The following is an 11,590-nucleotide window of genomic DNA, read 5'->3' on the forward strand; positions in this document are numbered from 1 at the left end:
GTGGTGGACGGACACGCCCTACGCGCGGGATTACTACCGCGTGCACTTCGAGGGGCTGGGGCCCGCCTGGGTGTTCCGGGACGCACGGGACGGGGACTTCTACCTGCAAGGGTTGTTCGATTGAGGGGCTGGCGGGTGCGGTCCGGGTGGAGGCGTTGACGCTTGTGGCCTAGCGTTGGGGGATGCGCCCCGCCCGAATCCTCTGCGTCCTCCTCATGTCTCTCGTCTTCACGGCCTGCGCCGCCCCGCAGGTACGCCCGGCGGGGAGCATCCGCAAGGTGGTGGTGGTGGCGGGCTCGCGCGTGGACGTGCTGCCGTCCGGCTCGTTCCGCCAGGACCTGATTGGGGAGAGCAACCCGCGCACGGTCATCGCGCGCCAGGCGGAGGCCGTGCTCGCTGAGCGCGGCTTCGAGGTGCTGGCCACGCGCCAGTCCCAGGCCCCGGTGCCCCTCACCGACGAGGTGGCGTCCTTCATCCAGCAGAACAAGGCCGAGGCCGGCGTGGTGGTCATCCTGGACTGGCTGGACACGTCGGGCGCGGCGGTGCTGGGCCGGGTGGACGTCGTGCTGCGCGTGGGCGTGGTGGACCCCGCGGGGCAGGTGCTGTGGACGGACACCTTCCGCTCCTCGCCCACTGTCAGCGTCTACCAGGCCCAGACGGACTGGAACTCGTTCCTGCGCCGCGCCGTCATCGACGCCGTGCAGGTGGTGCCGTGAGGGCCTCCCCCCGGGCCCTGTCCGAGCGCGCGAAGAGGGGGGCATGCGGATCCTGGTGACGGGCGCGGCGGGCTTCATCGGCGCCCACGTCTGCGAGCGGCTGCTCGTGCGCGGTGACTCCGTGCTGGGGCTGGACGCGTTGGACCGGGCCCCCGGGGACGTGGCGCTGCGGCGCTCCCGGCTCGCGAGGCTGTCCGGCACGCGCGGCTTCACCTTCCTCGCGGGCGACCTCACCGATGCTGACCGGATGAGGGAAGCGTTCGCGCTCGCGCGCCCCGAAGGCGTGGTGCACCTGGCGGCGCGCGTGGGCGTGCGGGCCCCGGACGCGGAGGCCCCGGCGTACGCGGACACCAACGTGACGGGCTTCGTGCGGGTGCTGGAGGGCTGCCGCGAGGCGAAGGTCGCGCACCTCGTCTATGCGTCCTCCAGCTCCGTGTACGGCGCGGCCACGCCCGCCCCGTTCCGCGAGGACGCCCCCGTGGATCAGCCGCTCAACCTCTACGGCGCCACCAAGCGCGCCAACGAGCTGATGGCGCACGCGTACAGCCACCTGCACCGGCTGCCCACCAGCGGCCTGCGCTTCTTCACGGTGTATGGCCCCTGGGGACGTCCGGACATGGCGCCGCTCCTGTTCCTGCGCGCGCTGGCGCGAGGAGAGCCCCTGGTGCTGCACGCCGAGGGGCGGATGCGGCGGGACTTCACCTACGTGGACGACGTGGCGGAGGCCGTGCTGCGGGTGCTCGACCGGCCTCCCTCGGGAAGCCCGCCCCAGCGCCTGCTCAACGTGGGGCACGGCGAGCCGGTGGCGCTGGGGGACTTCGTGGCCCTGCTGGAGCGGCACTGGGGCGCGAAGGCCCGCGTGACGTCCGTGCCCGCGGGAGCCGCGGAGATGGCCTCCACCTGGGCGGACCCCTCCCGGCTGGAGCACGAGACGGGCTTCCGGCCCCGCGTGTCCGTGGACGAGGGCGTGACCCGGCTGGTGGCGTGGTACCGCGAGTGGACGCACGCGCCCGCCGGACGCTGAATGACGGGAAACGACGACGGGCGTCGCCCGGGGCACCTGATGGCCCCGGCCGACGCCCGCTGGAAGTCCTACCGTCGGCGTGCGACGGCTACAGCATCACCGCGAGGAAGCCCTGCACGAAGGCGTTGTTGTCCTCGCGCAGCTCCATCACCGTCCGCTGCGAGTCCACGAGCGCGCCGATGTAGAACAGCCCGGAGCCCGGAGAGTTGACCGGGGTGATGGCGCGCGTGGTGAGCTGGCGCGTCGTGCACTGCTGGGGCTGCAGCACCCCCAGCTCCAGGAACCCCAGGGACACCTGGGACGAGGACATGCCGGGGCCCGACGGGAACTCCAGGACGGGCTGGGTGGAGACGAACAGCTCCAGCCGGCCCGTGCTCATGCCCGTGGGGGTGGTGCCCTGGTTGCAGACCTTCACGGTGGTGGTGAACAGGTCGCCGTTGCGCACGGAGAACGGCGCGGTGACCTCCGTGATGATCAGGTCCGGATTGGATCCCACGCCGATGCGGCCGCGCACGAAGGTGTTGTTGTCCGTGCGCAGCTCCTGTCCGGGCATCGAACCGGCCACGGGCAGGACGGCGCCCAGGTAGAGGGGCGTCTCCGGAGTGGCCGCGGACGGCGGATACGCGGAGAAGGACTCCTCGCGCGTGGCGCACGCGTTCGGCTGCAGGGGCGGGACATCCAGGAGGCCCAGCCGGGACACGGTGGAGGACATCCCCATGCCCATCCCCGAGGAGGACGGCTCCGGCAGGACGGACTCGGTGGAGAGGACGACCTCCAGGGGCTGCGCCGGGGAGGGCGACTGTCCCTGGTTGCAGATGGTCACGGGAATGCGCATCGAGCCGCCGGACACGACGCTGGCCGGCCCGCCCATGGACGTGATGACGAGGTCCGGTCCGCTCCCCACGCCGATGCGCGGGCCCACGAACGTGTTGTTGTCCTCCCGCACCTCCTGGATGAACTGGAACGTGTCGACGGAAGCGCCCAGGGAGAACGGCAGGAAGTCCGTGGGTCCGGCGACGTTCAGGTTCGCGGGCACCGGCGTGGAGACGCAGGTGTTCGGCTCCAACGTGTCGAGCGTGATCCAACCCGCCGACAGCGAGGGGCTCGGCGGCATGCCCGGCGGCGGCATGGGCACCGTGGAGGTCGTCAGCACGTACAGGTCCACGCGCGTCCCCTGGTAGGCGGGCTGCGCGCCCTGGTTGCAGACGGTGACGGTGGCGGTGAAGGACTGCCCCGGCATGACACTGGCGGGGCCCGTCACCCCGGTGACGACCAGGTCAGGGCCGTAGCCATAGCCGATGCGCCCCTTCACGAAGACGTTGTTGTCCTCGCGCAGCTCGGACCGGGACATGAAGGGATCCACGGTGGCGCCCACGTACAGCGGCTGATCCGGCAGCGACGCCGGCGGTCCGTAGGAGGTGATCGTCCCGAAGGGAGCCGCGCACTGGCCGGGCTGGAGGGGCGGAACCGGAAGGATGCCGACGTTCGCCTGGCTGGAGTTGGAGAACGGGGGCGGTGGCGACCCCGCGACCGGCAGGCTCCAGGTGTCGTCCGTGGACAGGACGATCGCCACGTCCGTGGAGGACGAGGGGTCGGTGCCCACGTTGCAGACGCGCGGGGAAGCGGAGAAGGCACTGCCCGGGGTGATGCTGGCGGGAGCGTCCAGCGAGGTGACGACCAGATCCGGTCCGTTGGCCACGCTCATCACGCCGCCCACGAGCGCGTTGTTGTCCTCGCGCAGCTCCAGCTGGCTCGACCCCGGGTCGACGATGGCGCCCACGTACACCGGCTGCTGGGGCGACATGTTGGGAGGCCAGACGGACTGCCCGGTGAGCTCCCGCGTGATGCACGCCCCGGCGCCCAGCGAGGGCACCGGCACGCCGTTGACGAACACCCGCGAGGAGTTGGGGCCCGGGGGGATCGTCACGACCAGCGTGGGCTCGGACGACAGGTACACCTCCACGAGGGAGCTGGACGACGGCTGGGTGCCCACGTTGCAGACGCGAACGGAGGTGGTGAACGTGGAGCCGGACCGTGCGCTGGCGGGCGCCTTGACCTCGGTGACCACGAGGTCCGCTCCCTGACCCACACCCACGCGTCCCGCCGCGAAGCCATTGTTGTCCTGCCTCAGCTCGGTGGGCGACGTGTTGACGATGGCGCTCAGGTACAGGGGCTGATCCGGCGGCGAGTTCGGCGGACGCACGGCGTTGAAGGTGGACCGCTGCGAAAGGCACTGTCCGGGCTGCACGGAGAGGGAGGACTCCGACCGGCCCAGGAAGGCGTAGCCGGGGGGATACGGCATCCCGTACGGCGGGGAAGGCGACGCGGGCGGCGCGGCTTCAGACGACAGGAACAGCGAGATCCCGAAGCCGCTCGTGGAGCCCGGTCCCTGGTTGCAGACCGTGTAGGTCGCGGCGAAGGACTGGCCGTCCGGCAGGCTCGCGGGGGCCTTGAGCTCGCTGATGATCAGGTCCGCGTCGTACCCCAGGCCCAGCTGCCCGGACGTGAAGGTGTTGTTGTCCTCGCGCAGCTCCGGGGTGTTTCGCTGCGTGTCGACGGCGGCCCCCAGGTACAGGGGCTGGTTCGGCAGGGCATCCGGAGGCAGCTGCGCCATCGCGGACACCGACCGGATCACACACCCACCGGCCGACAGCGACGGCACCTCCAACCCGCCCGCGGGCACCTGGGTGCGCGTGGCGAGGGGGCCGTACTGCGACGGGAACACCACCGGGTTCTCCGTGGCCACGAACAGCTCCACGCGGGTGGAGTTGGACATCTCGGTGCCCACGTTGCAGACCTTCGCCTCGACGGTGAACGGCCCACCAGGGCGCGTGTTGGCGGGCGCCTTCAGCGAGCGGACCACCAGGTCCGGGCCGGAGCCCATGCCGACGAGCCCCTTCACGAAGGTGTTGTTGTCCTCGCGCAGCTCCGTGATCTGAAGCATCCCGTCCACGCGCGCGCCCAGGTAGAGCGGCGTGTTCGGAAGGGCGGCCGGGGGCGGGACCGCGTTGCCCTGCACGGGCAGCGTGGTGCACCGTCCGGCGTCGAGCTGCATCCCCTGCGTCGAACCGATGAGCGCCTCCGTCTGGGAGCCGGGGTTCGTCGGTCCCGTGGACAGCGTGGCCTGCGTGGACAGGAACAGCTCCGCGCGCGGGCTGAAGGCGGACTCGGTGCCCACGTTGCACACCTTCACGGACGCGGAGAACGGCGCGCCCGGGCGCAGGCTGTCCGGGCCCGTCACGTCGGTGACCACCAGGTCGGGCTGGTTGCCGACGCCCAGGCGACCCGCGACGCTCGCGTTGTTGTCCTCACGCAGCTCAGTGAGGCTGCGCGCCGGGTCGATGAAGGCGCCCAGGTACAGCGGCTGCTCGGGCGCGGTGGCCGCGGGCGGACGAACGGCGGACGCCTGCGTCGGGAACGTGAGGCACGCGCCCGCATCCAGCGAAGGCACGGACACGTCACCCACCCGCGCGAGCGTCGTCGGCAGGGGTGAGCCCGGAGCCGGCGGGGTCAGCGTGGCCAGGGTGGAGACGTACAGACTCAGGGTGGAGGACGACGCCCACGAAGTCCCCACGTTGCAGGCGCGCAGCGTCACGGGGAAGGTCTCCCCGAGCCGCGCGCTGGCGGGCGCCTTCACCTCGGAGATCACGAGGTCGGGCTGGTTGCCCACGCCCATCAGGCCGCTGACGAGGCCGTTGTTGGCTTCGTTCAGCTCCGCCACGACCTTGTTCGTGTCCACACTGGCGCCCAGGTAGAGCGCTCCGTCCGGAGGCGAGGCGGAAGGCCGGGTCGCGATGACCGACAGGGTGGGGGTGACGCACTGCTCGGGCTCCAGCGGCATTCCCAGCGTCACCTGGCCCACCATCACCTGCTGGGTGGAGGGGGGCGCACCAGGCACGGGCACCTGCTGGGTGGCCGTCGTGGACAGGTAAACCTGGAGGGCCAGGGTGCCGCTGGGAGAAGCGGGCGCGGTGCCCCGGTTGCAGACCCGGGCGGTGACGGTGAAGGGGTCGCCCGTGCGAACGCTGGCAGGCCCCTTCAGGTCGGTGATGACCAGGTCCGGACCCTGATTCAATGGATATGTCTGGCTTTTCTCGAGGGCCGCCTCGGACGGGGCGTCTCCTCCGCAGCCGGTGAATACCAGCGTGCCTGCGATGAGCAGACACGAGCGTCTCCATGACGGCGATGGCCGTAGCATGTGTACTCCTTGGGGGTGGGTGTGGACTGCCAGGAAGCGCCGCCCGCCGTGCCCGGAGCGGCGCTTCCGTGACTTCAAGGGGAAGCCTGGACGGCGCTGCTGGTGTTAAATTCAAACAATCCCAGCTGAAAATGGCGGTCTGTTTTTCCCATTTCCTGGGAAATCAGCTCACCTCGACGTGTCCGTTCGCGACGAACCACCGCGTGGTGGTGCACGCGCGGGCGAAGGGGGCGTCGTGGGTGACGAGCAGCAGCGCGCCGGGGTAGTCGCGCAGCGCCGCCTCCAGCCGTTCGATGGACGGCAGGTCCAGGTGGTTGGTGGGTTCGTCCAGCACCAGGGCCCACGCGTGCTGGCCCAGGCCGCGGGCGATGAAGAGCTTGCGCGCCTCCCCCGGGGACGGCTGTTCGGACGCGAGCAGCCGGTGCGGATCCACGCCCAGCGCGGCCACCAGGGACAGCACCCGTCCGCGCTCCTCGGGGGGCAGCGCGCGCACCGCGTCGAGCGTGGCGCGGGCCTCGGCCTCACCTAGATCCTGCGGCAGGTACAGCAGCTTGTCGCGGGGCACGCGCGCCTGTTCCAGCAGGGCGCGCAGCAGCGTCGTCTTGCCGGCGCCGTTGGGGCCCTCGATGCGGATGCGCGCCTCGCGGTCCACGTCCAGGCGCGTGGGGCCCAGCACCTCCACGTCCCCGGCCTTCAGGCCCGGCGTGTCGAGCGTGAAGATCCACGGGTTGGGTGATCGCACGTAGTCCACGAACACGGAGCGGCCCACGGTCTTGTCCACGGTGAAGGTGCCCACGGCGGCCTCGGCGCGCTCCAACTCGCGGCGCTTCACGGTGACCTGGTGGCCCAGGCGGCTCTCCGCCCAGCTCGCGAGCGTGGAGGCCCCGAGGGTGCGCGCGTCGCTGTCGTACTTGTTCTTCATCCGCCGCCCGGTGCTGCGCGACAGGGTGGCGCCCTGCTGGTCGCGCCGGGCCCGGTCGAGCAGCTGCGCGGCCCGGTCCCGCTCCGCCTTCGTCTGCTGGTGGGCAGCGACCTCGGCCTCGCGCTCCGCCTCCCAGTGGCCTCGCGCGGCGGAGTAGGCCCCGGGGTACAGCTTCGCGCTTCCACCGTGCACGCGCAGGGTGCCCTGGGTGAGCAGCTCCAGGAGCTCCCGGTCATGGGACACGACGACGCCAATGCCCCGGAAGCGGCGCAGCGCGGACGCAAGCCACGCGCGCCCTTCGGCGTCCAGGTGGTTGGTGGGTTCATCCAGCAGCAACACGTCCGGCTCGCGGGCGAGCGCCGCGCCCACCTGCCAGCGCTTGCGCTCCCCCGGCGACAGCGTGGGCCAGCGCGACAGCGCGGTGACGTCCAGGCCCAGCTGTCCACGGAGCCTGCGCGCCAGGGCATCCCAGGCCTCCGCGAACGCGGCGATGTCGGGCGTGAGGGCCTCCACGCCCTGGGGACACAGGCACACCAGGGGCGAGGGCGGGTCGAAGGAGAGCTGTCCCGACGTGGGCGTCAGCTCCCCGGACAGCAGGCGCAGGAGGGTGGACTTGCCGGCGCCGTTGGGGCCGACGAGGCCCGTCCAGCCCGGGGCGAGGTGGAAGTCCACGTCGGTGAGGACGGGGATGGCATCAATGAACGAAAAGCTGACGCTGTGCGCGCGAAGGGAGGACGAGGGCATTTGAAGCGACTCCTGAATCCGGAAGCCAGCGCACACGCCCATCAGGACGCGCGGCGGCGGGGTACTGCCAGGGACCGGGGTTTCAGGCGTGCAGCTTCAAGGGTGTGCTGACCTCGTGTGGGGGAAGTCCTGTGACGACCTCCCGCGGGGACGACGGATGCAACGGATGCAAGATGCGACAGGGCCCGGACGGAGTGCAAGCCCTGATGCGCCCTGACGGCGGGCACCGACGTCTGGAACGTCGGTGCCCTGACAACGATTCCCTTGGGATGCCTACTCGTCCGAAGGGGCGGGCGGCTGCACGCGGCGGGTGGCCGGCATGGGCGCGGTGGCGGCCGCGGCGGCGTTGCGCGCCAGCGCCTGGGCGCTCAGCGCGGAGGCGGACGGGGCGCGGGCCGGCAGCCGCGGGGCCTCGGGCGCGGGGGGCGGCGCGCTCTCGCCGCCGAAGACGTCCTTGAGCATGGACAGGGTGCCCAGCGCGGCGGTGGCCTCGTAGGGGACGAACATCTTGTTGTCGCCCTTGCCCAGCTCCTGGAGGGTCTCCAGGTAGCGCAGCGCGAGCACCTCCGGGGTGGCGCGGCCCGTGTGGATGGCCTCGAAGGTGAGGCGGGTGGCCTCGGCCTTGCCCTCGGCCTCCAGCATGACGGCGCGCTTGTGGCCCTCGGCGCGGGCGATCTCCGCGTCGCGCTCGGCCTCGGCGCGCAGGATGCGGGAGATCTTCTCGCCCTCGGCCTGGAGGATGGCGGCGGACTTGTCGCCCTCGGCCTTGGTGACCTCGGCGCGGCGCTCGCGCTCGGCGGTCATCTGCTTGGCCATGGCGGCCTTGATGGCCTGGGGCGGCTCAATCTCGCGCAGCTCCACGCGGGTGACCTTGACGCCCCACTTCTCCGTGGCCTCGTCCAGCACCATGCGCAGCTTGGTGTTGACCGTCTCGCGGCTGGTCAGCGTCTGGTCCAGGGTGAGGCCGCCCATGACGTTGCGCAGGTTCGTCATCGTGAGCTGCTCGATGGCGAGCGCTAGGTTCTCCACCTGGTAGAGCGCGCGGCCCGGATCGACGATCTGGTAGTAGATGACCGAGCCGACCTCCATGTTGACGTTGTCATGGGTGATGACCTGGACGGTCTCGAAGCCCATGACCTGCTCGCGCAGGTCCACCAGCGTGTTGCGCACGATGCGGACGCCGGTGCGCATCTCCATGGCGCGGGGGCTGTCCATGAAGGGAATGAGGATGTTGAGGCCGCTGGAGGCCACGTGGTGGAACTTCCCCAGCCGCTCCACGACCATGACCTTGGCCTGGGGAACGATGCGAACACCGGTGGCGAGCGCGAACACGACGGCGACCGCCGCGACGAGCAGAACAATGGTCAGTCCCATCCTACAGTCTCCTTCTTCTTGCGCTGCGGTTGGTGCAGCGAGACCTCGTGAGACGCCGACGGGCGCCGCACCCACAACTTGAGTCCTTCAATCTGTTCCACGGTGACGCGCTCGCCCTCGGGCAGGGGGCCCGAAAGGGAGCGCGCCATCCACAGCTCGCCGTTGATGCGCACGGTGCCCCCGTGCGGGTCGGACAGCGCCTCCATCACCACGGCCTCCTGGCCCAGCATCGCCTCGATGCCCGTCTTCAAACGCACGGCGTCCCGCATGAAAACGTGTTTGAAGATCGTGCGGGACGCGCCGAAGAGGGCCGTTGACACCAGGGTGAACATGACGAGCTGACCGTCGAGTCCCACGCCCGCGCCGGCGATGAGGGACGCCATCAGGGCGCCCAGGGCGAACCAGAGCGTCACGAAGCCGGAGAGCTTGATCTCCATCGCTCCCAGGACGATCGCGGCAATCAACCAGAGCTGCCAGGCGGTGGGGTCCATGGGGTCCTTGTTTGGCAGCCGCTTCGGCTTCCTGTCAAACCGGGCGGCCGGGCGTCAGGAAGCAATCGCACGGCGGGGGGGTTGCGGGCGAGGACCTCGTGGTCCCCTCCCCGAAGGGAAGCCCATGCCGTACCTGTCCATCCGTGGCACCCGACTGTACTACGAAGACACCGGCGGAACGGGCGAGCCGGTCCTCTTCAGCCACGGGTTGCTCTGGGACTCCCGCCTGTTCCGCGAGCAGGTGTCGGCCCTGCGAGGACGCTACCGCTGCATCGTGTACGACCACCGGGGGCAGGGCCACAGCGAGCCCCCGCCTGGCGGCTCGCCCATCGACCTGCGCACGGTGTACGAGGACGCGGTGGCCGTCATCCAGGCCCTGGGGCTCGCGCCCTGTCACTTCGTGGGGCAGTCCATGGGGGGCTTCGTGGGGCTGCGGGTGGCCGCGCGCCATCCGGAGCTCTTGCGCTCGCTGTCGCTCCTGGACTCCTCGGCGGCGGCGGAGCTGCCGCTGACGCTGGCGCGCTACCGGCTGTTGACGACGCTGACGCACTGGCTGGGGGTGCGGCCGGTGGTGGACCGCATCATGTCGCTCTACTTCGGGCGCACGTTCATGCGGGATCCGGAGCGGGAGGCGGAGCGCGCGTCGCTGCGGCGGCAGCTCGTGGACAACCCGCGCGAGGTGTGGCGCGCCATGCAGGGGGTCATCCACCGCCGCAGCGTGGAGGGGGAGCTGCACCGCATCGTGACGCCGACGCTGGTGATGGTGGGGGACGAGGACCTGGTGACGGTGCCGGAGGCAGCGGCCCGGCTGCACCAGCGCATCCAGGACTCCCGGCTCGTGACGCTGCCCTGTGGCGGGCACATGTGCATCCTGGAGCAGCCCGAAGCGGTCAACGCAGCGCTGGTCCGTTTCCTGGAAACGATGCGGATGCCCTCCTGGGCGGAAGCCCGGGCGTGCACGGTCCATTGACCCGGGGCGAGGGCAATCATTGCCACCCTGGGGTGCTCCGATCTGCATTGTGATTGCCGTGGCCGCCCGGCGTGCTCGAAAGCCCTGGCCCTGGCCTGGGACAACCCATGAAGTCCCCCTCTTGCTGAACGCAGATCCAATCTAGCGCCTGAACGCCCGCTCAGTATCCTGATCCGGCGTGAGCTACGCCGAGCTGGTGTGCCGGTCCCACTTCTCTTTTTTGCGCGGTGCGTCCCATCCCGAGGAGCTGGTGGCGGCGGCGGCGCGGCTGGGCCTGTCCGCGCTGGCGCTCACGGATGGGGACGGGCTGTACGGCGCGGTAAAGGCGCACCTCGCGGCGAAGGAGCATGGGGTGAAGCTGCTCCTGGGCGCGGAGCTGACGCTGGAGGACGGTCCGCCGGTGGTGGTGTACGCCCGCGACGCGGGCGGGTACGCGAACCTGTGCCGGCTGGTGTCCCACAGCCGGATGACGCACCCCAAGGGTGAGGCGGGCCTGCCCTGGCGCAAGCTGGCGGAGCACGCGTCGGGGCTGCTCGCGCTCCTGCCGGGCCCCGCGGCGCTGGAGGCGGTGGCCCCGTTGGCGGAGGCTTTTCCGGGCGGCTTCCACGTGGGCCTGAGCCGCTCGCTGTCGGCGGGGGACGCGGCCCGGGAGGCCCGGGCGGAGGCGCTGGCCCGGGCGCTGGGCGTGCCGCTGGTGGTCCACAACGACGTGCACACGCACCACCGGGAGCGGCAGCCGCTGCAGGACGTGCTCACCGCCATCCGCCACGGGGTGACGGTGGATCAGGCGGGCACGCGGCTGTTCCCGAACGCGGAGCGGACGTTGAAGTCGCCCGGGGACATGGCGCGGCTGTTCGCGGATCGGCCGGACGCGCTGGAGCGCACGGTGGAGCTGGCCTCGCGCTGCGAGGCCTCGCTGGATTCGCTGCACTACCACTTCCCGGAGGAGGACCTGCCCGAGGGCCGCACGGTGAACGAGCACCTGCGGACGCTGACGGAAGCGGGCCTGCGCACGCGCTACCCGGCGGGCGTGCCGCCGGAGGTGACGCGGCAGATAGAACATGAGCTGCGGCTCATCGCGGCGTTGGACTTCGCGGGGTACTTCCTGGCGCTGTGGGACATCGTGGTGTTCGCGCGGGGGCGGGGCATCC

General features: G+C 71.2%; 8 protein-coding genes. 4 read left to right on the top strand and 4 right to left on the bottom strand.

The features are described from left to right. The first annotated feature begins 215 nt into the window (after window positions 1-215). Both D7V93_RS26325 and D7V93_RS26330 read left to right on the top strand, forming a co-directional pair. Window positions 216-716, top strand: a complete 501-nt coding sequence (locus D7V93_RS26325) for a hypothetical protein (RefSeq protein ID WP_244237518.1) — start codon at window positions 216-218, stop codon at window positions 714-716. Window positions 717-759: 43 nt separating this feature from the next. After that, complete coding sequence (locus D7V93_RS26330) at window positions 760-1,740, top strand: NAD-dependent epimerase/dehydratase family protein (RefSeq protein ID WP_120646019.1); 981 nt, start codon at window positions 760-762, stop codon at window positions 1,738-1,740. Between the two features lie 88 nt (window positions 1,741-1,828). Here the strand turns inward: D7V93_RS26330 and D7V93_RS26335 are convergent, their stop codons facing one another. The 4 genes from D7V93_RS26335 to D7V93_RS26350 all read right to left on the bottom strand — a co-directional run bounded on the left by D7V93_RS26335 (window position 1,829) and on the right by D7V93_RS26350 (window position 9,469). Beyond that, complete coding sequence (locus D7V93_RS26335) at window positions 1,829-5,815, bottom strand: CARDB domain-containing protein (protein ID WP_158623859.1); 3,987 nt, start codon at window positions 5,813-5,815, stop codon at window positions 1,829-1,831. A 286-nt stretch (window positions 5,816-6,101) separates the two neighbouring features. After that, window positions 6,102-7,604: an ATP-binding cassette domain-containing protein gene (locus D7V93_RS26340; protein WP_120646021.1), complete on the bottom strand. Its 1,503-nt coding sequence runs from the start codon at window positions 7,602-7,604 to the stop codon at window positions 6,102-6,104. A gap of 273 nt (window positions 7,605-7,877) precedes the next feature. Next, on the bottom strand, window positions 7,878-8,978 hold the full coding sequence (locus tag D7V93_RS26345; protein WP_120646022.1) for an SPFH domain-containing protein: 1,101 nt from the start codon (window positions 8,976-8,978) through the stop codon (window positions 7,878-7,880). Then, window positions 8,969-9,469 (bottom strand): NfeD family protein, encoded by a 501-nt coding sequence (locus D7V93_RS26350; RefSeq protein ID WP_120646023.1) that lies wholly within the window; start codon window positions 9,467-9,469, stop codon window positions 8,969-8,971. The genes D7V93_RS26345 and D7V93_RS26350 overlap by 10 nt, the downstream gene beginning before the upstream one ends. 124 nt (window positions 9,470-9,593) lie before the next feature. Here D7V93_RS26350 and D7V93_RS26355 point away from each other — a divergent pair, with 124 nt between their 5' ends. Then, complete coding sequence (locus D7V93_RS26355; RefSeq protein ID WP_120646024.1) at window positions 9,594-10,439, top strand: alpha/beta fold hydrolase; 846 nt, start codon at window positions 9,594-9,596, stop codon at window positions 10,437-10,439. A 178-nt stretch (window positions 10,440-10,617) separates the two neighbouring features. After that, window positions 10,618-11,590, top strand: a 973-nt coding sequence (locus tag D7V93_RS26360; RefSeq protein WP_120646025.1) for a PHP domain-containing protein, incomplete at its 3' end; no start/stop codon positions are given.

This window comes from Corallococcus llansteffanensis, assembly GCF_003612055.1.
GTDB classification, from domain to species: Bacteria; Myxococcota; Myxococcia; order Myxococcales; family Myxococcaceae; genus Corallococcus; species Corallococcus llansteffanensis.

Bases quoted from the DNA above. Each gene is read 5' to 3' on its own strand.
- D7V93_RS26355 (WP_120646024.1), top strand. From the start codon at position 9,594: ATGCCGTACCTGTCCATCCGTGGCACCCGACTGTACTACGAAGACACC.
- D7V93_RS26330 (WP_120646019.1), top strand. From the start codon at position 760: ATGCGGATCCTGGTGACGGGCGCGGCGGGCTTCATCGGCGCCCACGTC.
- D7V93_RS26340 (WP_120646021.1), bottom strand. From the start codon at position 7,604: ATGCCCTCGTCCTCCCTTCGCGCGCACAGCGTCAGCTTTTCGTTCATT.
- D7V93_RS26350 (WP_120646023.1), bottom strand. From the start codon at position 9,469: ATGGACCCCACCGCCTGGCAGCTCTGGTTGATTGCCGCGATCGTCCTG.
- D7V93_RS26325 (WP_244237518.1), top strand. From the start codon at position 216: ATGTCTCTCGTCTTCACGGCCTGCGCCGCCCCGCAGGTACGCCCGGCG.
- D7V93_RS26345 (WP_120646022.1), bottom strand. From the start codon at position 8,978: ATGGGACTGACCATTGTTCTGCTCGTCGCGGCGGTCGCCGTCGTGTTC.